The sequence below is a fragment of the Streptomyces sp. NPDC003032 genome (assembly GCF_053591415.1).
This window is the reverse complement of record NZ_JBSFTT010000042.1, coordinates 20,273-41,423: the sequence shown is the minus strand read 5'-3', so window position 1 is coordinate 41,423 and position 21,151 is coordinate 20,273. Positions and strand designations below refer to the sequence as shown.

21 protein-coding genes are annotated in these 21,151 nt (G+C 70.5%); 10 read left to right on the top strand and 11 right to left on the bottom strand.

From position 1 onward, the window contains the following. Nucleotides 1-132: 132 nt before the first annotated feature. Both ACWDZ7_RS36480 and serB read left to right on the top strand, forming a co-directional pair. Nucleotides 133-1,878, top strand: coding sequence for a streptophobe family protein (locus ACWDZ7_RS36480; RefSeq protein ID WP_451803040.1), 1,746 nt, complete (start codon nucleotides 133-135; stop codon nucleotides 1,876-1,878). 181 nt (nucleotides 1,879-2,059) lie between these two features. Further along, complete coding sequence (serB, locus tag ACWDZ7_RS36475; protein ID WP_451803039.1) at nucleotides 2,060-3,274, top strand: phosphoserine phosphatase SerB; 1,215 nt, start codon at nucleotides 2,060-2,062, stop codon at nucleotides 3,272-3,274. A 139-nt stretch (nucleotides 3,275-3,413) separates the two neighbouring features. On the opposite strand, the gene ACWDZ7_RS36470 is transcribed toward serB, so the two are convergent. The 4 genes from ACWDZ7_RS36470 to ACWDZ7_RS36455 all read right to left on the bottom strand — a co-directional run bounded on the left by ACWDZ7_RS36470 (nucleotide 3,414) and on the right by ACWDZ7_RS36455 (nucleotide 5,914). Further along, nucleotides 3,414-3,932, bottom strand: a complete 519-nt coding sequence (locus ACWDZ7_RS36470; RefSeq protein ID WP_451517439.1) for a SixA phosphatase family protein — start codon at nucleotides 3,930-3,932, stop codon at nucleotides 3,414-3,416. Nucleotides 3,933-4,020: 88 nt separating this feature from the next. Continuing rightward, entirely contained in the window at nucleotides 4,021-4,236 is a 216-nt protein-coding gene (locus ACWDZ7_RS36465) for a hypothetical protein (RefSeq protein WP_451803038.1), read from the bottom strand. A gap of 159 nt (nucleotides 4,237-4,395) precedes the next feature. Beyond that, a complete protein-coding gene (locus ACWDZ7_RS36460; RefSeq protein WP_451803037.1) occupies nucleotides 4,396-4,512 on the bottom strand; it encodes an SGM_5486 family transporter-associated protein in 117 nt (38 codons plus the stop codon). Between the two features lie 103 nt (nucleotides 4,513-4,615). Further along, the gene (locus tag ACWDZ7_RS36455) at nucleotides 4,616-5,914 is read right to left on the bottom strand and encodes a CynX/NimT family MFS transporter (protein WP_451803036.1); all 1,299 of its coding nucleotides are present in this window, start codon (nucleotides 5,912-5,914) and stop codon (nucleotides 4,616-4,618) included. A 77-nt stretch (nucleotides 5,915-5,991) separates the two neighbouring features. Between ACWDZ7_RS36455 and ACWDZ7_RS36450 the strand changes: the two genes are divergently transcribed. Next, nucleotides 5,992-6,672: a FadR/GntR family transcriptional regulator gene (locus ACWDZ7_RS36450; protein WP_451803035.1), complete on the top strand. Its 681-nt coding sequence runs from the start codon at nucleotides 5,992-5,994 to the stop codon at nucleotides 6,670-6,672. Here the strand turns inward: ACWDZ7_RS36450 and ACWDZ7_RS36445 are convergent. The 3 genes from ACWDZ7_RS36445 to fabG all read right to left on the bottom strand — a co-directional run bounded on the left by ACWDZ7_RS36445 (nucleotide 6,656) and on the right by fabG (nucleotide 8,630). Continuing rightward, on the bottom strand, nucleotides 6,656-7,009 hold the full coding sequence (locus ACWDZ7_RS36445) for a hypothetical protein (protein ID WP_451803034.1): 354 nt from the start codon (nucleotides 7,007-7,009) through the stop codon (nucleotides 6,656-6,658). The genes ACWDZ7_RS36450 and ACWDZ7_RS36445 overlap by 17 nt on opposite strands. 135 nt (nucleotides 7,010-7,144) lie before the next feature. After that, the gene (fabI, locus tag ACWDZ7_RS36440; RefSeq protein WP_451803033.1) at nucleotides 7,145-7,906 is read right to left on the bottom strand and encodes an enoyl-ACP reductase FabI; all 762 of its coding nucleotides are present in this window, start codon (nucleotides 7,904-7,906) and stop codon (nucleotides 7,145-7,147) included. Between the two features lie 4 nt (nucleotides 7,907-7,910). After that, nucleotides 7,911-8,630, bottom strand: coding sequence for a 3-oxoacyl-[acyl-carrier-protein] reductase (gene fabG, locus ACWDZ7_RS36435; RefSeq protein ID WP_451517445.1), 720 nt, complete (start codon nucleotides 8,628-8,630; stop codon nucleotides 7,911-7,913). Nucleotides 8,631-8,816: 186 nt separating this feature from the next. Between fabG and ACWDZ7_RS36430 the strand changes: the two genes are divergently transcribed. From ACWDZ7_RS36430 to tyrS, 3 genes are read left to right on the top strand one after another with little or no spacing between them, the layout of a single operon-like run. Next, nucleotides 8,817-10,340 carry a TldD/PmbA family protein gene (locus tag ACWDZ7_RS36430; protein WP_451803032.1) on the top strand — a complete coding sequence of 508 codons (1,524 nt, stop codon included), beginning with the start codon at nucleotides 8,817-8,819 and terminating at the stop codon, nucleotides 10,338-10,340. Beyond that, a complete protein-coding gene (locus ACWDZ7_RS36425) occupies nucleotides 10,337-11,731 on the top strand; it encodes a metallopeptidase TldD-related protein (RefSeq protein ID WP_451803031.1) in 1,395 nt (464 codons plus the stop codon). Before ACWDZ7_RS36430 ends, ACWDZ7_RS36425 begins: the two co-directional genes overlap by 4 nt. 56 nt (nucleotides 11,732-11,787) lie before the next feature. After that, a complete protein-coding gene (tyrS, locus tag ACWDZ7_RS36420) occupies nucleotides 11,788-13,056 on the top strand; it encodes a tyrosine--tRNA ligase (RefSeq protein ID WP_451803030.1) in 1,269 nt (422 codons plus the stop codon). Nucleotides 13,057-13,158: 102 nt separating this feature from the next. Here tyrS and ACWDZ7_RS36415 read toward each other — a convergent pair whose 3' ends face one another. Beyond that, entirely contained in the window at nucleotides 13,159-13,434 is a 276-nt protein-coding gene (locus ACWDZ7_RS36415; protein ID WP_451517449.1) for a GlsB/YeaQ/YmgE family stress response membrane protein, read from the bottom strand. Nucleotides 13,435-13,658: 224 nt separating this feature from the next. Between ACWDZ7_RS36415 and ACWDZ7_RS36410 the strand changes: the two genes are divergently transcribed. Beyond that, nucleotides 13,659-14,045, top strand: a complete 387-nt coding sequence (locus ACWDZ7_RS36410; protein WP_451803029.1) for a DUF3099 domain-containing protein — start codon at nucleotides 13,659-13,661, stop codon at nucleotides 14,043-14,045. 187 nt (nucleotides 14,046-14,232) lie between these two features. After that, a complete protein-coding gene (locus ACWDZ7_RS36405) occupies nucleotides 14,233-14,448 on the top strand; it encodes a hypothetical protein (protein ID WP_451803028.1) in 216 nt (71 codons plus the stop codon). Here ACWDZ7_RS36405 and moaA read toward each other — a convergent pair. The 3 genes from moaA to ACWDZ7_RS36390 all read right to left on the bottom strand — a co-directional run bounded on the left by moaA (nucleotide 14,445) and on the right by ACWDZ7_RS36390 (nucleotide 17,676). Beyond that, nucleotides 14,445-15,470, bottom strand: a complete 1,026-nt coding sequence (moaA, locus tag ACWDZ7_RS36400; RefSeq protein ID WP_451803027.1) for a GTP 3',8-cyclase MoaA — start codon at nucleotides 15,468-15,470, stop codon at nucleotides 14,445-14,447. The genes ACWDZ7_RS36405 and moaA overlap by 4 nt on opposite strands. A 173-nt stretch (nucleotides 15,471-15,643) precedes the next feature. Then, nucleotides 15,644-17,281: a solute symporter family protein gene (locus tag ACWDZ7_RS36395; protein WP_451803026.1), complete on the bottom strand. Its 1,638-nt coding sequence runs from the start codon at nucleotides 17,279-17,281 to the stop codon at nucleotides 15,644-15,646. Continuing rightward, nucleotides 17,278-17,676, bottom strand: coding sequence for a DUF485 domain-containing protein (locus tag ACWDZ7_RS36390; protein ID WP_451803025.1), 399 nt, complete (start codon nucleotides 17,674-17,676; stop codon nucleotides 17,278-17,280). The genes ACWDZ7_RS36395 and ACWDZ7_RS36390 overlap by 4 nt, the downstream gene beginning before the upstream one ends. Before the next feature lie 336 nt (nucleotides 17,677-18,012). On the opposite strand from ACWDZ7_RS36390, the gene ACWDZ7_RS36385 reads away from it, so the two are divergent. Together ACWDZ7_RS36385 and ACWDZ7_RS36380 are read left to right on the top strand one after the other, a co-directional pair. After that, nucleotides 18,013-19,566: a S8 family peptidase gene (locus ACWDZ7_RS36385; protein ID WP_451803024.1), complete on the top strand. Its 1,554-nt coding sequence runs from the start codon at nucleotides 18,013-18,015 to the stop codon at nucleotides 19,564-19,566. A gap of 14 nt (nucleotides 19,567-19,580) precedes the next feature. After that, nucleotides 19,581-21,146 carry a S8 family peptidase gene (locus ACWDZ7_RS36380; RefSeq protein ID WP_451803023.1) on the top strand — a complete coding sequence of 522 codons (1,566 nt, stop codon included), beginning with the start codon at nucleotides 19,581-19,583 and terminating at the stop codon, nucleotides 21,144-21,146. Nucleotides 21,147-21,151: the final 5 nt, after the last annotated feature.

Below are 21,151 nucleotides of genomic sequence, written 5' to 3'. Positions count from 1 at the left end.
GAAGAAACCGCCCCGGAGAGTAGTAAGCACCCATCACGGCCATTACGCGCAGGACATATGTGAAAACGTATGTATCGCGTGAAACGTGAGCACCGTGGTGAGAGGGTGACGCACTGCGGTTCGGGGGTCCTGATGCAGGCCGGCGAAGACAGAGGTGAAGGCCGCGGCGTGCGGTGGGGTGACGTACTGCTCTGCGCGATCGCCGCGGTGAGCTGGTCACTGATCGGCATGGCGGGGACGGCCGCGCTCGGGCTGCATCTGCTCGGCGCGGACTCGGTGGGCGCGCTCGGACCGATGACGGCCGCGACGGTGGCGCTCGGCGCGGGAGGTTCGGTCACTCCGTCCGGTGACGTGTCGGCGTTCGGCCTGGACGAGGCCGAGGCGACCACGGCGATCGATATCGCGCCACTCGGCGTGGGTCTGGTGGGGGCGCTGCTCCTCGCCTCTTTCTTCCTGCGTTCCCTGCGGGGGATCGGTGTGGTCGTCACGCCCGCCGAACTCATCGCGCGCGCGGGCTCGGTGATCGCCCTCTTCCTGGCGATGCTCGCCGGGCTCGCCTGGGTGGGCCACGACGTCATCACGATCGACGGCGAGCAGCTCGGCATCGACAAGGGAATCGACAAGGGGATCGAGGACGGGCTCGACCAGCTGCCCGGCGGCATCGGCGACAAGCTGCCGGGGGGCCTCGGGGACATCGGGGGGCTGCTCCCCGACCGGCTCGGGGATCTGGCGCAGGCGAAGGCCTCGGTCGGCTTCACCGTCGACACGGCGCCGACGCTGCTCGGCGGGACGGCGTGGGCGGCCGGCGTCCTGCTCATCGCGCTGCTCGCGTCGCGCCGCACACCGCTGCCGCGTGGCCTCGGTGGTCTGCACCGGGTGGTGCGGCCCGCGGCTTCCGCGCTGGTCACGGTGGTCTTGGTGGCGGTCGCCGCGGGGCTCGCCGCTGCGGCGTACGCGATGATCGGCGACGCCCATCCCCGACGGATCGCCGGAGCTGCGCTGCTCGGGGCGCCGAACGGTGTGTGGCTCGGTATCCCCGTGGGGCTCTTCGTCCCCTGGGACGGCAGGGCGACGGGCGTGCTCGCGCGGTTCCTGCCGGATCCGGTGGACGATCTGCTGTCCGGGACGTCCGACAAGGCGCTCACGCTGGGGCGGCTCGCCGAACTCGACGGCAGAGTGTGGCTGTTGGGCGTCGCCGCGGTGCTGATGATGCTGTTCGCGGGGGTGCTCGCAGCGGTGCGGACGCCCTTGGCCGGCGGCGCTGTGGGGTTCGCCGGGCGCTGCGGGGTGCGGCTCGGGGCCGTGACCGCGGCGGGGCTTCCGCTGCTGGTGTGGCTGACCGGGGTGTCCGCCGACGCCTCGCTGTCGGTACTCGGCTTCGACGCGTTCGGCGCGGGGGTCGAGCTGCACGGACGCCTGGGGATGGCGGTGCTGCTCGGGGCGGCGTGGGGGTTCGCGGCGGGACTGGCGGGGGCGCTGCTCGCGTGTGCCACAGGGGCGGCGGGCGGGAGGGCTTCGCCTCTCGCCCTGGCCGGGGCCGACGTCGGGGCGACGGCTCCGGGTGTCGGGGCCGGGGCCGGCGTCGGGGCCGGGGCCGGGGCGACGGCTCCGGGTGAGGTGGCCCCCGCCGCCGCGCGGGAAGGGGCGGGCCCGTACCGTCCCGGCACGCCGCACCGTCCGCCGAACCCTGACACCAACCCTTATCTGCGACCCCCGCGGGACGCCTCCGACGCCTCCGGCGCGCCGACGGTGGCGGCGCCACTCGTCCCACCACCCCGCCCCCGGCCAAACCGCCCCCGCCCCCGCTCGGGCGACTGGCCTCCCCCACCGCCACCTCCCCCACCACCTCCGGAGACCCCGCCCCGAAGGCCACGCTGAGGTACGTCGCGTGTGAGCCTTGGGCCCCTACCTGGCCCCTGCAACGCGGGGCAAACGGGCGGCTGGGTGGGAGAGCATCGCCGCGAAGCGGCGGCACGAACAACAACCGAACAACAACCGATGTCCGGCAAGCGGACCACCAGGCACCCAAAAGAAGGGGGCGGATACCGTAGGGAGCACCATGAGCGCTTCACAGCCCCCTAAGCCCGCCGAAATCCCCACACTCCTCGTCAAGATCTTCGGCAAGGACCGCCCCGGCCTCACCGCCGGCCTCTTCGACACCCTCGCCGCCTACTCCGTCGACGTCGTCGACATCGAGCAGGTCGTCACCCGCGGCCGGATAGTCCTGTGCGCGCTCGTGACCGAGCCGCCCGCCGGCCTGGAGGGTGACCTGCGCGCCACCGTCCACAGCTGGGCGGAGTCCATGAAGATGCAGGCCGAGATCATCTCGGGCATCGGAGACAACCGGCCTCGCGGCCTCGGGCGTTCGCTCGTGACCGTGCTCGGCCACCCTCTGACCTCGGAGTCGACGGCCGCGATCGCCGCCAGCATCACCGGGACCGGTGGCAACATCGACCGTATCTTCCGGCTCGCCAAGTACCCGGTGACCGCCGTCGAGTTCGCGGTGTCCGGCACCGAGACCGAGCCGCTGCGCACCGCCCTCGCCATAGAGGCCGCGAAGCAGGGCGTGGACGTCGCGGTGGTCGCGGCCGGCCTGCACCGCCGCGCGCAGCGCCTGGTCGTGATGGACGTCGACTCGACGCTCATCCAGGACGAGGTCATCGAGCTCTTCGCCGCGCACGCCGGTTGCGAGGACGAGGTCGCCGAGGTGACGGCGGCGGCGATGCGCGGCGAGCTGGACTTCGAGCAGTCGCTGCACGCGCGCGTGGCGCTGCTCGCGGGCCTCGACGCCTCGGTCGTGGACAAGGTCCGCTGCGAGGTCCGGCTGACCCCGGGCGCCCGCACCCTCATCCGCACCCTCAAGCGCCTCGGCTATCAAGTGGGCGTCGTCTCGGGTGGTTTCACCCAGGTCACCGATGATCTGAAGGAACGTCTCGGCCTCGACTTCGCCCAGGCCAACACCTTGGAGATCGTCGACGGCAAGCTCACCGGCAAGGTGACCGGCGAGATCGTCGACCGGGCGGGCAAGGCGCGGCTGCTGCGCCGTTTCGCCATGGAGGCCGGGGTCCCGCTGGAGCAGACCGTCGCGATCGGAGACGGCGCGAACGACCTCGACATGCTGAACGCGGCGGGGCTCGGTGTCGCCTTCAACGCCAAGCCCGTGGTCCGCGAGGCCGCGCACACCGCGGTGAACGTGCCCTTCCTGGACACCGTCCTCTATCTCCTCGGTATCACCCGCGAAGAGGTCGAGGCGGCGGACACCCACACCGACTGACGGCCGCGCCGCACCCACTCCTCTCGTATACGTCTCTCGCATACGTCGGTACGTCGGTACGTCGATGGGGCCCCGCACCACAGTGGTGTGGGGCCCCATCGACGTACCGACGAAGGAGGGACGGAGGGGGACGCGAGGTCTACTCGGACGGCGCCCAGTAGCCGACGAGGGTGGCCACGCCCGGTTCGAGCGCCTTCCAGGAACCGGAGTACGTCAGGACGGAGAAGGTCGCGGTCGGGAAGCCTCGGCGGGTCAGCCGCTCCCGGGCGTCGCCCTCGGCGTCCCCGGCGAGGATGTCGGTCAGACCCTGCACTCCGGGGTTGTGGCCGATCAGGAGGACGTTCTGCACGTCGTCCGGGACTTCGTTGAGCACGGCGATCAGCTCGCCGGGAGAGGCTTCGTACAACCGCTCCTCGTAGACGGTCTTCGGCCGCTGCGGCAGCTCCTGGACGGCGAGCTTCCAGGTCTCGCGGGTCCGGACCGCGGTCGAGCAGAGGGCCAGGTCGAAGGGGATGCCGCTGTCGGCCAGCTTGCGTCCGGCGACGGGGGCGTCCCTGCGGCCTCGGTCGGCGAGCGGCCGTTCGTGGTCGGAGATCTGCGGCCAGTCGGCCTTCGCATGCCGGAAGAGGACAATCCTGCGGGGTTCTGCGACGCTCATGCATCCCAGCTTCGCATGAAACGCGCCACAGGGCGCAGGTAGTTGACGCGGTGGCCCTGGGCGGGTGACGGCTCCGGCGGGGCGGTGGTCACGGGGCCGCTCGCAGGACCATCGCCTGTATGCGCTCGAGGAGGTTGGTGACGACGGGCTCGCTGGTCGCGGCGTGGGCGTCCGCGGGGTTCAGGATCAGCAGGAGCAGGGCCGCGAAGGCGACGGCGGGCAGGGCGATGGCCCACCAGGGGAGCTGGATCTCGACGCTGCCCGACTCCGCGGGGTCGCGCCGGGTGTGCGTGCGGGCCGACATGCCGCCTCCGTGGTCTTCGAGTGGTCCGTGCCGCGTCGTCGCGGGCACAACTCGAAACTAGGCGATCGGCGGCCCTTGGGCCCATCCGGTGATCCACCCACTTGACCCTGACACTGACCCCCTAGGGGATGGGGGTGCTAGCCCCACCATCGGGTCGGATCACGGGGAGACGATGGAGGCGACGATGCCGATGATCACGGTGATGGCCAGCATCGCGCCGAGCACGATGAGCAGCTTCTTCTGGCCGTTCTGGGGGTTCGGGTCGAGGACGGGCATACCGCCAGTCTCGCACCCCGGACCCGCACCCCCGCCGGTGGGGTCGAACCGGCCCGCACCCCCGCCGGTGGGGTCGAGCCGGCCAGCGCCCCCGCCGGTGGCGTCAGGCCGCCCTGGCCGCCACTTCGTCCTCGACCGTGCGGTTGCGGCCCGCGAGGGTGCCGACGACGATCTGCGGCACCATCAGCCCCGCCATCAGCGCGATCGGCAGGCCCCAGCCGCCGCTGTGCTGGTAGAGGACGCCCACCAGAAGCGGCCCGGGGATCGAGATCAGGTAGCCGGTGCTCTGCGCGAAGGCGGACAGCTTGGCCACGCCCACGCTGCTCTTGGCCCGCATGCCGACCATCGTGAGGGCGAGCGGGAAGGCGCAGTTGGAGACGCCGAGCAGCAGCGCCCAGACCCAGGCGCCGCCCGCGGGCGCGAGGTAGAGACCCGCGTACCCGGCGAGGCCGCAGGCGCCGAGGACGACCACGACGGGGCCCTGGTTGGTCAGGCGCGTGGCGACCCTGGGGATGACGAACGCCAGCGGCACGCCCATGGCCATCGTCACGGCGAGCAGCACGCCCGCCTCACCCGCGGGGACGCCCGCGTCACGGAAGATCTGCGGCATCCAGCCCATCGTGATGTACGCGGCCGTGGCCTGGAGCCCGAAGAAGACGGCGAGCGCCCAGGCGGTGCGGCTGTGGGTGATGCGCAGCCCGGCGTCCTCCTGCCGCACGGTGGTGCTGACGTGCTCCGGTGCGGCGGAGGCCGCGCTCCGGTCACGGACGAGCGGGATCCACGGCACGATGGCGACGACGGCGAGGACCGCCCAGACGGCGAGCCCGGTCTGCCAGCGCCCGCCGAGCGCGTCGGTCATGGGGACCGTGAGGGCGGCGGCGAGGGCGGTGCCGAGCGCGAGCGCCATGGAGTACAGGCCGGTCATGGAGCCGACCCGGTCGGGGAACCAGCGCTTGACGATGACCGGCATCAGGACGTTGCTGACCGCGATGCCCATGAGGGCGAGGGCGGTGGCGGCGAGGAAGCCGGCCGTGCCGCCGAGGAAGGGGCGTATCGCAAGGCCCGTGGCGATCGCCACCATGCCGACGCAGACCACCGCGCTCGGGCCGAAGCGCCGGGCGAACCGGGGCGCCATCACGCCGAAGACCGCGAAGCACAGGGGCGGTACGGAGGTGAGCAGTCCGGCGAGGGTGCCGCTCATGCCGAGGCCGTCGCGCACCTCTTCGAGGAGGGAGCCGAGGCTGGTGATGGCCGGGCGGAGGTTGAGGGCCGCGAGGACGATGCCGACGATGACAAGACGCGTCGCCCACGCGCGCGTGGGGGGTTGTTTCCGCGCCGTGTCGGTACGCGTGGGCGGTGTCGTTGCTGTCGGGGTCATCGTGCTGGTTTCCTCACTGGCCATGGAGCCATCATAGAATCATGGGATGATTGGATGTCCAATCCACACGAATGGCTGTCCAATCCACACGAAGGAACGTCATGCCGCTGACCTCCCCTCGCCGTTCGGCTCTCTCCGACCAGGTCATCTCCGAGCTGCGCAATCAGATCTCCTCGGGCGAGTGGCCGGTCGGCTCCCGCATCCCCACCGAGCCGGAGCTGGTCGAGCAGCTGGGCGTGGCCAGGAACACCGTCAGGGAGGCCGTGCGCGCCCTCGCGCACAACGGCCTGCTCGACATCCGGCAGGGCTCGGGCACCTACGTGGCCGCGACCAGTGAGCTGGCGGGCGTCATGCACCGCAGGTTCGCCGACGCCGACCCGCGGCACATCGCCGAGCTGCGCAGCACCCTGGAGTCGAGCGCCGCGAGGCTCGCCGCCGAGCGCCGCACCGAACGCGACCTCAAGCAGCTCGACGCCCTCCTCGCGCGCCGCGAGGAGATCTGGGCGTCGGGGGACGCGGAGGCCTTCGTGACGGCGGACGCGACGTTCCACATGGCCGTCGTCGCCGCGTCGCACAACGACGTCATGACGGCCCTCTACGCGGACCTGGGCGAGGTCCTGCGCGACTGGCTGCGCGAGGACATCGGCACGGAGCTGACCCCCGAGACGCACATGGACCACGCCCGGCTCGTCGACGCGATCCGCGCGCGGGACGCGGAGGCGGCCGCGACCGAGGCGGCGGGCTACCCGTTCCTGTGCCGTCCGGTCACTTCTGGTGGCTGACCCAGGCCGAGCGGACCTCTTTCCAGCACCGCCCGGTCAGGCGCACCGTCTGGGCGGGCCCCGCCTCGACCGGCGCGCTGTCGACGTCGATGTCCCACCACCGGTCGCACTCCACGTGCAGGCGGACCCGGTCGGTCTCGGGGTAAGGGTTGTGGCAGTACGCGATGACGCCGGAGCCGGCGACCCCGGTGCGGCACTCCGAGCCGAAGGGCCGGGGCTTTGGCGTCCCCACGCGCGCGTGGCGGTGGTCCGGATCGGCCTCGCCCAGGGACGCGGCACCGGGAGGCACGGCGACCAGCAGGGCGAGAGCGGTGAGCACCGCACCGGTAAGACGCACACTTCAGGGTGCGCGGCACCGGCCCCCCACCGCCCGGCCGGTGGGCCGAACGGGTGACGCCCCGCCTGCCGCACGGAGCGGGGGACGGGGCGTCACCTACGTACGAGATGCCTGGTCAGGCGCTCTTCATCCCGGTCAGGCTCCGACCATGTGGACGCCGCCGTCGACGTGGATGATCTCGCCGGTGGTCTTCGGGAAGAAGTCCGAGAGCAGGGCGACGATGCCGCGGCCCGCGGGCTCGGGGTCGGCCATGTCCCAGCTCAGCGGGGAGCGGGTGTTCCAGACGTCCGCGAGGTCGGCGAAGCCCGGAATGGACTTGGCCGCCATGGAGCCGAGCGGGCCCGCGGAGATGAGGTTGCAGCGGATGTTCTCCTTGCCCAGGTCGCGGGCGAGGTAGCGGCTTGTGGCCTCCAGGGCGGCCTTGGCCGGGCCCATCCAGTCGTACTTCGGCCAGGCGTACTGCGCGTCGAAGGTGAGGCCGACGACCGAGGCGCTGTCGCCGAACAGGGGGCGGCAGGCCATCGTGAGCGACTTCAGGGAGTACGCGGAGACGTGCATCGCCGTGGAGACGTCCTCGAAGGTGGCCTCCAGGAAGTTGAAGGCACCCTGCGGGGCGAAGCCGATGGAGTGGACGACGCCGTCCAGTCCGCCGAGCTCCTCGCGGACGAGGCCTTCGAGGCGGTCCAGGTGCTCGTCGTTGGTCACGTCCAGCTCGATGACCTTGGCGGGCTTGGGGAGCTTCTTGGCGATGCGCTCGGTGAGGGTGGGCCGGGGGAAGGCGGTCAGGATGACCTCGGCGCCCTGCTCCTGGGCGACCTTGGCCGCGTGGAAGGCGATGGAGGACTCCAGCAGCACACCCGTGATGAGGATGCGCTTGCCGTCGAGAATTCCGCTCATGTGATCAGTGACCCATGCCCAATCCGCCGTCAACGGGGATGACGGCTCCAGTGATGTACGAGGCGTCGTCGGACGCGAGGAACCTCACCGCGGCGGCGATCTCCTCGGGCCGCGCGTAACGGCCGAGCGGCACCTGGGCGACGATGCCCGCGCGCTGCTCGTCCGTCAGCACCTTGGTCATGTCGGTGTCGACAAAACCGGGCGCGACGACGTTGAAGGTGAGATTGCGCGACCCGAGCTCGCGGGCGAGCGAGCGCGCGAAGCCGACCAGACCGGCCTTGGACGCGGCGTAGTTGGCCTGCCCCGGGCCGCCCATCAGGCCCACGACCGAGGAGATCAGGACGACGCGGCCCTTCCTGGCCCGCAGCATGCCGCGGTTCGCGCGCTTGACGACGCGGAAGGTGCCGGTGAGGTTGGTGTCGAGGACGGACGTGAAGTCCTCCTCGGACATGCGCATCAGGAGCTGGTCCTTGGTGATGCCGGCGTTGGCGACCAGGACCTCGACGTTCCCGTGCTTCTCCTCGATCTCCTTGTAGGCCTGCTCCACCTGTTCGGCGTCGGTGATGTCGCACTTGACGGCGAGGACCCCGGCGTCGGTGAGGACCTGCGGCGGCTCACCCGAGCGGTAGGTGATCGCGACCTTGTCACCGGCGTCGGCGAAGGCGCGGGCGATGGCGAGGCCGATGCCCCGGTTTCCTCCGGTGACGAGAACCGAGCGGCTCAACGGATCACCCTTTCGATAGCGGTCTGGTACGTCGAAAACCTATCGGTACCTTCCGCGATACGGAGAATCGGCGACCGACAGTGGCGCAGAGGACTCCCTGTTGGATCCCTACAGAAAGGTCTGGCCGCGGGGCCACCGCGCGCGACATGATCGGACCTGACCGGTGCCGACAGCAGGGAGACATCCGTGCCTCATTCCATCGATGAAGCCTTCACGGCGTTGCCGCTGCGGGCTCTCGCCGACGCCGCGCTCGCCCGCGCGCGGGCGCTCGGCGCCGACCACGCGGACTTCCGCCTGGAGCGGGTGCGCAACGCGTCCTGGCGGCTGCGCGACGCCAAGCCGTCCGGGTCCTCGGACACCACGGATCTGGGGTACGCGGTCCGTGTGGTGCACGGCGGTACCTGGGGGTTCGCCTCGGGTGTCGACCTGAGTATGGACGCGGCGGCGAAGGTCGCCTCGCAGGCCGTGGCCATGGCGAAGCTGTCGGCGCGGGTGATCGCGGCGGCCGGGTCGGACGAGCGCGTCGAGCTGGCGGACGAGCCCGTGCACGCCGACCGGACATGGGTCTCCTCGTACGGGATCGACCCCTTCTCGGTGCCCGACGAGGAGAAGGCGGGGCTGCTCGCCGACTGGAGCGCTCGGCTGCTCGCCGCCGAGGGGGTCGCGCATGTCGACGCCTCGCTGCTCACCGTGCACGAGAACAAGTTCTACGCGGACACGGCGGGCACGGTGACCACGCAGCAGCGCGTGCGGCTGCACCCTCAGCTCACCGCGGTCGCCGTCGACGAGTCGAGCGGTGAGTTCGACTCGATGCGCACGCTCGCGCCACCGGCCGGGCGGGGCTGGGAGTACCTCACCGGGACCGGCTGGGACTGGGAGGGCGAGCTCGCGCGGATCCCCGAGCAATTGGCGGAAAAGATGCGGGCGCCGAGCGTGCGGGCGGGCTCGTACGACCTCGTCGTCGATCCGTCGAACCTCTGGCTGACCATCCACGAGTCCATCGGCCACGCCACCGAACTGGACCGCGCGCTCGGCTACGAGGCCGCGTACGCGGGCACGTCGTTCGCCACCTTCGACCAGCTCGGCAAGCTCGCCTACGGCTCGCCGCTGATGAACGTGACGGGCGACAGGACCGCCGAACACGGGCTCGCCACCATCGGCTACGACGACGAGGGCGTCGCCGCGCAGTCCTGGGACCTGGTCAAGGACGGCACGCTCGTCGGCTACCAGCTGGACCGGCGCATCGCGCGGCTCACCGGCTTCGAGCGGTCCAACGGCTGCGCGTACGCCGACTCCCCCGGCCACGTGCCGGTACAGCGCATGGCGAACGTGTCGCTCCAGCCGGATCCCGGCGGGCTCTCCACCGAGGATCTGATCGCGGGCGTCGACCGCGGCATCTACGTGGTCGGCGACCGGTCGTGGTCGATCGACATGCAGAGGTACAACTTCCAGTTCACCGGGCAGCGCTTCTACAGGATCGAGAACGGGCGGCTCGCCGGGCAGCTGCGCGATGTCGCCTACCAGGCGACGACCACCGACTTCTGGGGCTCGATGGCCGCGGTCGGCGGCCCGCAGACGTACGTCCTCGGTGGTGCCTTCAACTGCGGCAAGGCCCAGCCGGGCCAGGTCGCCGCGGTCTCGCACGGCTGCCCGTCCGCCCTCTTCCGGGGCGTGAACATTCTGAACACCACGCAGGAGGCCGGTCGATGAGCCCGCGCAACACCAAGCCGCACGAGATCGTCGAGCGCGCCCTCGAACTGTCCACCGCCGACGGCTGCGTGGTGATCGCCGACGAGGAGTCCACGGCGAATCTGCGCTGGGCGGGCAACGCCCTCACCACCAACGGCGTCACCCGCGGCCGCACCCTGACCGTCATCGCCACCGTCGACGGCAAGGAAGGCACCGCCTCCGGTGTCGTCTCCCGCTCGGCCGTCACCAAGGACGACCTGGAGCCGCTGGTGAGGGCCGCCGAAGAAGCCGCGCGCGGGGCGGGCCCGGCGGAGGACGCACAGCCGCTGGTGACCGGCACCGCCCCCTCCACCGACTTCACGGACGCCCCGGCCGAGACCTCCTCCGCGGTCTTCGCCGACTTCGCACCCGCCCTCGGCGAGGCCTTCGCGTCCGCCCGCGCGGGCGGACGCGAGCTGTACGGCTTCGCGAACCACGAACTCGTATCCAGCTATCTCGGTACGTCGACGGGGCTGCGCCTGCGGCACGACCAGCCCAACGGCACCCTCGAACTCAACGCCAAGTCACCGGACCGCACCAAGTCGGCGTGGGCGGGGCGCGCCACCCGTGACTTCAAGGACGTCGACCCCGCGGCGCTCGACTCGGAACTCGCGCAGCGCCTCGGCTGGGCCCAGCGGCGCGTCGACCTGCCGGCCGGGCGGTACGAGACACTGCTGCCGCCCACCGCCGTGGCGGATCTGCTGATCTACCAGCTGTGGTCCTCCTCGGCCCGGGACGCCGCCGAGGGCCGCACGGTCTTCTCCAAGCCGGGCGGCGCCACACGCCTGGGCGAGCGGCTCGCCGAACTGCCGCTGACGCTGCGCAGCGACCCGCACGAGCCCGGCCTCGAGTCGGCGCCGTTCGTGCTCGCGCACGCCTCGGGCGACGACACGTCCGTCTTCGACAACGGGCTGCCGCTGAGCGCCACCGAGTGGATCCGCGCCGGCGAGCTGGCGCACCTGGCCACCAGCAGGCACAGCGCGGGCCTGACCGGGCTGCCGGTGACGCCCGCCATCGACAACCTCATCCTCGACGGGGGCGGCGACCGCTCCCTGGACGAGATGGTCGCGGCCACCGGGCGCGGGCTGCTGCTCACCTGCCTCTGGTACATCCGCGAGGTCGACCCGGCCACGCTGCTCCTGACCGGCCTCACCAGGGACGGCGTCTACCTCGTCGAGAACGGCGAGGTCGTGGGCGAGGTGAACAACTTCCGCTTCAACGAGTCGCCGGTCGGCCTGCTCGGCCGGGCCTCGGAGGCGGGCCGTACGGAGAAGACGCTGCCGCGCGAGTGGGGCGACTACTTCACCCGGGCCGCGATGCCCGCGCTGCGCGTCCCCGATTTCAATATGAGTTCGGTCAGCCAGGGCGTATAACCTCGACCCTTGCACGTACGTGCACCCTGTAAGCACTGCCGAGGAGACGCGAGACCGTGACGGACATCGTCGACGAGCTGAAGTGGCGGGGACTCTTCTCCCTGTCCACCGATGAAGACGCACTGCGCAAGGCGCTCGCGGACGGTCCCGTCACGTTCTATTGCGGCTTCGACCCCACCGCGGCGAGCCTGCACGTCGGGCACCTCGTGCAGGTCCTCACCGTCCGCCGGCTCCAGCAGGCGGGGCACCGCCCGCTGGCCCTGGTGGGCGGCGCCACCGGTCAGATCGGTGACCCGCGGCCGACCGCCGAGCGCACCCTGAACGACCCGGAGACCGTCGCGAACTGGGTGGCGCGGCTGCGCTCGCAGATCGAGCCGTTCCTCTCCTTCGAGGGCGACAACGCCGCGGTGATGGTCAACAACCTCGACTGGACCGCGGGTCTGTCCGCGATCGAGTTCCTGCGCGACATCGGCAAGCACTTCCGTGTGAACAAGATGCTTACGAAGGACTCCGTCGCCCGGCGTCTGGAGTCGCAGGAGGGCATCTCGTACACGGAGTTCAGCTACCAGCTCCTGCAGGGCATGGACTTCCTGGAGCTGTACCGCCGCTACGGCTGCACGCTCCAGCAGGGCGGCAGCGACCAGTGGGGCAACCTCACGGCCGGCATCGACCTGATCCACCGCCTGGAGCCGGACGCGAGCGTGCACGCGCTCGCGACGCCGCTGATGGTCAAGGCGGACGGCACCAAGTTCGGCAAGTCCGAGAGCGGCGCCGTCTGGCTCGACCCGGCGATGACGACGCCGTACGCGTTCTACCAGTTCTGGCTGAACGTGGACGACCGGGACATCTCGACGTACATGCGGATCCTCTCCTTCAAGTCCCGCGAGGAGCTGGAGGAGATCGAGAAGCAGACCGAGGAGCGTCCGCAGGCGCGCGCCGCCCAGCGCGCGCTCGCCGAGGAACTGACGACGCTGGTGCACGGCGCGGACCAGTGCGCCGCGGTCATCGCCGCGTCCAAGGCGCTCTTCGGCCAGGGCGAGCTGGCCGATCTCGACGAGGCGACGCTGGTGGCGGCCCTCTCGGAGCTGCCGCGCGTCGCGGTCGCCGAACTCGGTCCGGTCGTGGACCTGCTCGCCGAGGTCGGCCTGGTGGCGAGCAAGTCGGCCGCGCGGCGGACGGTCAAGGAGGGCGGTGCCTACGTGAACAACGTCAAGGTCGCCGCCGAGGACGCCGTGCCCGCTCGTGAGGAGCTGCTGCACGGGCGGTGGCTGGTGCTGCGCCGAGGCAAGAAGAACCTGGCGGCGGTCGAGGTCACGGCGGGCTGATCCTGCGGCCCTGCCGATCCTGCTGAGCGCGCGTCGCCGCGCGCACGGCGATGGCCCGGCTCCCCGCGTGGGGCGCCGGGCCTTCGTCATGGGGTGTGCGGCTCAGGCCGTGCGTCTATTACCCTTGATCATCTTGTACGCCGCGTCGCCCAGGCCGACGACCACGACCGCCGCGGCCAGTTGCAGGGCGTGGCGGCCCCAGTCGATGCCCTTGGTCTCGTTGATGCCGAACTGCGTCGCGAGCCAGTTGCCCAGGACGGCTCCGATGATGCCGAACACCGTGGTGAGCCAGAGCGGACTGTGCTGCTTACCCGGCAGGATCGCCTTGGCAATCAGCCCCAGCACGAATCCCACGATGATCGCCCACAACCAGCCCATAGCTGCCTCCTTGTACGGCTCTACGTGAGCATTACCGCCAGTGTCGGCGTGTGCGCCGTACGGCGCATGTCGGGCGCCTCCATACGTGGCCGGACGCAGGGACCACGCCGAGGTGAGGCCCGCCCCGGTCTCGTGGGCTGCGCAGGCCAGGCGTAACGTGGAAGGGCCGGACCGGGGCAGATACCGGGGAGAGTCCGGCACAGCGGACAGGGTGGTGGAACGTGATGCGGAAGCAGAGCGATGGCCAGGTCTTCCGGATCACGGGCGCCCGTCAGGGACTCGCGGAAGACGTGCGCGGCCGGCAGCGCCGGTATGTGATCTCCATGTCGGTCCGGACCGTCTCCGTCGTCGCCGCGGCCGTGCTGTGGAACGTCGAGCGGCACGTCGCCATCGTCGCTCTGGTGCTCGGCGTCCTCCTCCCCTACATCTCCGTGGTGATCGCCAACGCGGGCCGCGAGGGCAACCCTTCGCTTCCGTCGACGTTCGTACCCGCTCCTTCTCGGCCAATGCTCGCGCCGCCCGCCGCGGCCGGTCCCGCGGAATCCGTCCCGGAAGATCCCCTGGGCGCCGCGTACGACCAGCGGCGCGGCAGTTCACGCGGGCAGAGCTGACCGTCGACGTTCCGCCAAGCTCAAGAAAAGCTCAGATCAACATGTAGTTCCGGTGCCAGTCACCGGGTCCCGCGTGACATACTTCGTACGCGCTCCGCATCCCCCGTCGGAGCGACAGACCGACGCCGGGCAGCTCCCCCCGTGGCTGCTCGGCGTCGCCTTGTTCGGAACGTTCAGGGACGCGACTGTGAGTGACGAAACGCCGATCTGTTCCGCCAAGGGCTGCCGCGTCGACGCGGTCTGGGTGCTCGCCTGGAACAATCCGAAGATCCATACGCCGGAGCGGCGCAAGACGTGGCTCGCGTGCGAGGAGCACCGCGAGCACCTCTCCCAATTCCTGGGCGTGCGGGGCATGTTGAAGGAAGTCGTGCCCCTGGCGGAGTGGGCGGCCCGGGAGGGCTAGCCGCCGATCGCCGACATCGGGCGCTCCGGCTGGAGGAACGAGGGGTCGTCGAGGCCCGAGCCCGCCTTCTTGCCCCACATGGCCAGCTTCCATATGCGGGCGATGGCCTCGTCCGAGCCGTCCGGGCCGTCGGAGCCGTCCGTGCTGTCCTCGGGGGCCGCCCGCAGCGCTGCGCGCAGGTCGGTCTCCTCGGTGGCGAAGAGGCAGGTGCGGACCTGGCCGTCGGCCGTCAGCCTCGTACGGTCGCAGGCCGAGCAGAAGGGGCGGGTCACCGAGGCGATGACGCCGACGCGGTGCGGGCCGCCGTCGACGAGCCAGCGCTCGGCGGGCGCGGAGCCGCGCTCCCCGGAGCCCTCTTCGGTGAGTTCGAAGCGGGTGCGCAGGGACTGCAGGATGTCGCCCGCGGTGATCATGCCGTCGCGCTTCCAGCCGTGCTGGGCGTCGAGGGGCATCTGCTCGATGAAGCGCAGTTCGTAGTCGTTCTCGACGGCCCAGGCGAGGAGGTCGGGGGCCTCGTCGTCGTTCAGGCCCGGCATCAGGACGGTGTTGACCTTGACCGGGGTGAGGCCCGCGTCGCGTGCCGCTTCGAGGCCTTCGAGGACGTCCTTGTGGCGGTCGCGGCGGGTGAGCGTCTTGAAGACGTCGGGGCGCAGTGTGTCCAAGGAGACGTTGACCCGGTCGAGGCCGGCGGCCTTGAGGGCCTTGGCGGTGCGCTTGAGGCCGATGCCGTTGGTCGTCAGGGACATCTTGGGGCGGGGCTCCAGCTGGGCGCAGCGCTCGACGATGCCGACGAGGCCGGGGCGCAGGAGGGGCTCGCCGCCGGTGAAGCGCACTTCGGTGATCCCGAGCTGGGTGACGGCGATCCGCACGAGGCGGACTATTTCGTCGTCGGTGAGCAGATCGGGCTTGGCCAGCCACTGCAGGCCTTCCTCCGGCATGCAGTACGTGCAGCGCAGATTGCAGCGGTCGGTCAGTGATACGCGCAGGTCAGTGGCTACGCGGCCAAATGTGTCGATGAGCACTGCGGCCCCCTCCCCGGCGGTTGGATGCTGAGGTCCCATCGGTATGGGCCCCACTGGTTTCGACCTTACGCGACACCTCTGACAACGCCATGGGCCATTTGCCACGAGGAACGGTGCGGCCGCGTCGTAGGACTCTACGACGCGGCCGCTACGGGCGTGTGAACGATTTCCTGTCAGTGGGCCCCGACGCCGGTGAGGGACTTGACCTCGAGCTCGGCGTACTTGCCCTTGTCCGGCTTCTCCTTGGAGAGGATCGAGCCGAGCCAGCCGAGCAGGAAGCCGAGCGGGATGGAGATCAGGCCGGGGTTCTCCAGGGGGAAGAAGTCGAAGTTCGCGTCGGGGAACATCGAGGAGGGCTTGCCGGAGACGACCGGGGAGAACAGCACCAGGCCGACGGCCGCGGCCAGACCGCCGTAGATCGACCAGAGCGCGCCCTGGGTGGTGAACTTCTTCCAGAAGAGGCTGTAGAGGATCGTCGGGAGGTTCGCGGAGGCGGCGACCGCGAAGGCGAGGGCGACGAGACCGGCGACGTTCAGGTCGCGGGCCAGGGCGCCCAGCGCGATGGAGACGACGCCGATGAAGACGGTCGCCCAGCGGGCCGCCTTCATCTCCTCCTTCTCGGTGGCCTTGCCCTTGCGGATGACGTTGGCGTAGATGTCGTGCGCGAAGGACGAGGACGAGGCCAGGGTCAGGCCCGCGACGACGGCGAGGATCGTGGCGAAGGCGACCGCGGAGATCACCGCGAGGAGGATCGCGCCGCCGGCGGAGTCGCCGCCGCCGCCGATCTCCATGGCGGTGAGTGGCGCCGCGGTGTTGCCCGCCTTGTTGGAGGCGATGATCTCGCCGGGCTTGAGCAGGGCCGCGGCGCCGAAGCCGAGGACGATGGTCATCAGGTAGAAGGCGCCGATGATGCCGATGGCCCAGTTCACGGACTTGCGGGCGGCCTTGGCCGTGGGGACGGTGTAGAAGCGGATCAGGATGTGCGGCAGTCCGGCGGTGCCGAGGACGAGGGCGATGCCGAGCGAGATGAAGTCCAGCTTGGAGGTGGCGCTGACGCCGTACTTGAGGCCGGGCTCCAGGAACTTCGAGCCCTGCCCGCTGTTGGAGGCGGCGGAGCCGAGCAGGTCGGAGACGTTGAAGTTGAACTTCAGGAGGATGAGGAAGGTGATGAGCACGGTGCCGGTGATGAGCAGGACGGCCTTGACCATCTGCACCCAGGTGGTGCCCTTCATGCCGCCGATGGTGACGTAGACGATCATCAGGACGCCGACGAGGGCGACGATGAGGATCTTGCCCGCGTCGGAGGTGATGCCGAGCAGCAGCGAGACCAGGACGCCGGCGCCCGCCATCTGCGCGAGCAGGTAGAAGATCGACACGACGATGGTGGAGGTGCCGGCGGCGGTGCGGACGGGGCGCTGGCGCATGCGGTACGCGAGCACGTCACCCATGGTGTAGCGGCCGGAGTTGCGCAGCGGTTCGGCGACCAGGAGCAGCGCCACCAGCCAGGCGACCAGGAAGCCGATGGAGTAGAGGAAGCCGTCGTATCCGAAGAGGGCGATGGCGCCCGCGATGCCGAGGAAGGACGCGGCGGACATGTAGTCGCCGGAGATCGCCAGGCCGTTCTGGAAGCCGGTGAACTGGCGTCCGCCCGCGTAGAAGTCGGCGGCGCTCTTGGTCTGCCGGCCGGCCCAGACGGTGATGACGAGGGTGGCGACGACGAAGGCCGCGAAGAGGCTGATGATCAGCGGCCGGTGCTGGGAGGCGTCGGACGCCGCCGCGAGGTCGATGACGGCGGTGTGCGCGGGGCTCATGCGTCGTCCTCCGTGCGGGACTTCATGCCGGACTCCATACGGGACTTGATCGCCTCGGACTTGGGATCGAGTTTCGCCGCGGCGTGCCGCGAGTAGAACCAGGCGATGAGGAACGTGGTCAGGAACTGCCCGAGGCCGAGCACCAGGGCGACGTTGATGTTGCCGAACAGCTTGGCGCCCATGAGGTCGCCCGCGTAGTTGGAGAGCAGGACGTACACGAGGTACCAGGTGATGAAGGCGATGGTGAGCGGGAAGGCGAACGAGCGGTGGGCGCGGCGCAGTTCACCGAATTCCGCGCTCTCCTGCACCTCGGTGAACTCTTCCGTGGAGGGCGCGTGGGGAGTGGGTTCTTTTCCTGCGCCACCCTTCGAAGGGGGCGGTGCGTCGGTGGCCACGGAGTCTCCTCGTGGTGCGGGTGGGGTGGGGACGGACAGTTGTTCCATGGGGGTCTGGTCTCACATCCGGCGTGACGCGGATCACGTGAGCCACGGATGGCGATGCTAAGGCCACAGGACGTGATCCGACAGGGGTTGATGTTGCTTCTGTTGTCTGCTCAACGTCACGGCGGCGCGTGCGACGCGCCCCGACTCACCGGTTTCTTCCGGTTCTTCCGGAAGGCATTGCTGGCCTGGGAGTTCGGGAGATAGCTTCGCCCTGCACGACCCGTCATGTACCTGCCCGAGCACCAGCTGTGTTCGGGCGGTTCCGTATCCGGATGATGTGGAGATCCCATGGCTCATCTGCGTTCCAGACGCCGTACGGCGCTGACCGTGCCGCTCGGTATCGCGCTCGCCGCCTCGGTCGGCTTTGTGCCCGGTGCCGCGACGGCGGCCCCGAACGAGTCGCCCGCCCCCGTGTCGGCGTCGGCGTCGGCCGCGAAGGACGCCCCCGTCTTCGCGTACGTCGTCAACACCCGCGCGGACCACAAGACGATGGCGTACGTGAAGCGTGCGATAGCCAAGGCCGGCGGCTCCGTCGTCGTGGCGCACCAGAAGATCGGCGTCATCGTCGCGCACTCGTCGGATCCGAAGTTCGGCGAGCGGATGCGTGACGTGCGCGGTGTGCAGTCCGCGGGCGCGACCCACACCGCTCCGCTGCGGGCGGCGGGCACCACGGACGACGGCAAGGCGAAGCTCCTGTCCGAGGCCGACGCCAAGTCCCTGAAGCGGAGCGCCGCTCCCGGCGCCGAGCCGATGGAGGCCGACCAGTGGGACCTGCGGGCGATCGGCGCCGACAAGGCGGCCAGGATCAACCCGGGCAGCAAGAAGGTCACCGTCGCCGTGATCGACACCGGCGTCGACGACACCCACCCGGACCTCGCCCCGAACTTCTCGGCGTCGCAGTCCGCGAGCTGTGTCGGCGGCAAGGCGGACACCTCGGCCGGGGCCTGGCGCCCGGCGAACAAGGACCACTACCACGGCACGCACGTGGCGGGTGAGATAGGCGCCGCGCGCAACGGCGTCGGCGTCGCGGGCGTCGCGCCCGGCGTCAAGATAGCGGGCATCAAGGTCGCCGACCCGGTCGATGAGCTGTTCTACCCGGAGAACGTGGTCTGCGCCTTCGTGTTCGCCGCCGAGCACAGCGTCGAGATCACCAACAACAGCTACTACGTGGACCCGTGGCTGTACAACTGCAAGGACGACCCGGACCAGAAGGCCATCCTCGACGCGGTCAACCGCGCCCAGCTGTACGCCAAGGGCAAGGGCATCCTCAACGTCGCCTCCGCGGGCAACTCCAACCACGACCTGGACTCCCACGCGATCGTCGACAAGTCCAGCCCGGACGACTCCACGCCGGTGACCCGCACCATCGACCCGCACGAGTGCCTCGACATACCGACCCAGCTGCCGGGCGTCGTCACCACCAGCGCGACCGGTGTCAAGAACCTCAAGTCGTCGTACTCCAGCTACGGCAAGGGCGTCGTCGACGTCACGGCCCCGGGCGGCGACAAGTACCAACTGCCGACCGACACCCCGTCCAAGAACGGCAACATCCTCTCCACCATGCCGAACGGCGAGTACGGCTGGCTGCGCGGTACGTCGATGGCCGCGCCGCACGCCGCGGGCGTCGCCGCGCTGCTGAAGTCCACGCACCCCAAGGCGGGCCCGGCCGAACTGCAGCGCCTCCTCAAGGCGCAGGCCGACCGCATGGAGTGCCCGGCCGGGCCGTACGACCCGGACGGCGACGGTGACGTCGACGCGGTCTGCGAGAGCGGCGGCAAGGGCAGGAACGGCTTCTACGGCAGCGGTCTCGTCGACGCGCTCGACGCCGTGAAGAAGAAGTGACGGGGGGTACGGACGTGACCAGGTTCCCCAGCAAGGCCGCCGCCTTCCCGCGCTCCCGCCGCGCGCTGGCCATCCCGCTCGGGGTGGCGGTGGCGTCGGCCGTCGCCTTCCTGCCGGGTTCGGCGTCGGCGCGGCCCGCCTCGATGCCGGACGCGCCCGCTTCGGCGTCCGCCGCGGCCTCGGATGCCACATCGATGAGCTATGTGGTGAACGTCCTCCCCGGCAAGGGAAGTTCCCAGCGCGTCAAGAAGGCCATCACCAAGGCCGGTGGCGACGTCGTCATCGCGTACGACAAGATCGGTGTCATCGTCGTCCACTCGGCGAACCCGGACTTCGCCAGGACGATCCGTGAGGCGAAGGGCGTCGACTCGGCGGGCGCGACCCGGACGGCCCCGCTCTCCGCGCAGTCCGACAACGCCTTGGACGCCGAGCGGCCGCTGACCGCCGACGAGGCGAAGGCCGCGGCGGGCAGGGCGTCGGCGGGGCAGGACGAGCTGGAGCCGCTCCAGTGGGACCTGCCCGCCATGAAGGCGGACAAGGCGCACGAGATATCGCTCGGCAGCCGCAAGGTCACGGTCGCCGTCCTCGACTCCGGGGTCGACGACACGCACCCCGACATAGCGCCCAACTTCGACCGCCGGGCGTCCGCGAGCTGCCTGGGCGGCGTGCCCGTCCAGAAGGACAACGCGTGGCGTCCGGTGGCCAAGGAGAGCGACCACGGCATGCACGTGGCGGGCTCGATAGCCGCCGCGAAGAACGGCACCGGCATCACCGGGGTCGCGCCCGGCGTGAAGGTGGCGAGCCTGAAGGTGGCGGAGCCCGCGACCGGCCTGTACTACACGGAGGCCGTCGTCTGCGGCTTCGTGTGGGCGGCCGACCACGGCGTGGATGTCACCAACAACAGCTATTACACCGACCCGTGGCTGTTCAACTGCACGACGGACGACGACCAGAAGGCGCTGGTCGACGCCGTCGGCCGGGCCGCGAGGTACGCCGAGCGCAAGGGCGCGGTGAACGTCGCGGCCGCGGGCAACGCGAAGACCGACCTCGCCCAGGACGAGATCGTCGACACGACGAGCCCCAACGACACCACTCCGGTGCCCCGCACCATCAAGACGAAGGACTGCTTCGACCTTCCGTCGCAGCTGCCCGGCGTCGTGACGGTCTCCGCCACCGGTGCCAAGGACATCAAGGCGTCGTACTCGAACTACGGCAAGGGCGTCATCGACATCACGGCCCCGGGCGGCGACGCCACCCGGTACCAGGCGCCCAACCCGCCTGCCGTCGACGGCAGGATCCTTTCGACGCTGCCGGGCGGCAAGTTCGGCTACAAGGGCGGTACGTCGATGGCGTCGCCGCACGCCGCGGGCGTGGCCGCACTCCTGAAGTCCACGCACCCGCACGCCTCGCCGGCGCGGATCAAGGCGCTCCTGTACCGCCAGGCGGACGCGATGGCCTGCACCGATCCGTACGACTTCGACGGTGACGGCAAGGCCGACGCGGTCTGCGAGGGCGGCAAGAACAAGAACGGGTTCTACGGCGTGGGCATGGCCGACGCCTTGGACGCCGTGCGCGAGTAGCGTGA

Coding starts and splice junctions, on each gene's coding strand:
- ACWDZ7_RS36480 (WP_451803040.1), top strand. CDS start 133: ATGCAGGCCGGCGAAGACAGAGGTGAAGGCCGCGGCGTGCGGTGGGGT.
- serB (WP_451803039.1), top strand. CDS start 2,060: ATGAGCGCTTCACAGCCCCCTAAGCCCGCCGAAATCCCCACACTCCTC.
- ACWDZ7_RS36470 (WP_451517439.1), bottom strand. CDS start 3,932: ATGAGCGTCGCAGAACCCCGCAGGATTGTCCTCTTCCGGCATGCGAAG.
- ACWDZ7_RS36465 (WP_451803038.1), bottom strand. CDS start 4,236: ATGTCGGCCCGCACGCACACCCGGCGCGACCCCGCGGAGTCGGGCAGC.
- ACWDZ7_RS36460 (WP_451803037.1), bottom strand. CDS start 4,512: ATGCCCGTCCTCGACCCGAACCCCCAGAACGGCCAGAAGAAGCTGCTC.
- ACWDZ7_RS36455 (WP_451803036.1), bottom strand. CDS start 5,914: ATGGCCAGTGAGGAAACCAGCACGATGACCCCGACAGCAACGACACCG.
- ACWDZ7_RS36450 (WP_451803035.1), top strand. CDS start 5,992: ATGCCGCTGACCTCCCCTCGCCGTTCGGCTCTCTCCGACCAGGTCATC.
- fabI (WP_451803033.1), bottom strand. CDS start 7,906: ATGAGCGGAATTCTCGACGGCAAGCGCATCCTCATCACGGGTGTGCTG.
- ACWDZ7_RS36425 (WP_451803031.1), top strand. CDS start 10,337: ATGAGCCCGCGCAACACCAAGCCGCACGAGATCGTCGAGCGCGCCCTC.
- ACWDZ7_RS36415 (WP_451517449.1), bottom strand. CDS start 13,434: ATGGGCTGGTTGTGGGCGATCATCGTGGGATTCGTGCTGGGGCTGATT.
- ACWDZ7_RS36410 (WP_451803029.1), top strand. CDS start 13,659: ATGCGGAAGCAGAGCGATGGCCAGGTCTTCCGGATCACGGGCGCCCGT.
- ACWDZ7_RS36395 (WP_451803026.1), bottom strand. CDS start 17,281: ATGAGCCCCGCGCACACCGCCGTCATCGACCTCGCGGCGGCGTCCGAC.
- ACWDZ7_RS36385 (WP_451803024.1), top strand. CDS start 18,013: ATGGCTCATCTGCGTTCCAGACGCCGTACGGCGCTGACCGTGCCGCTC.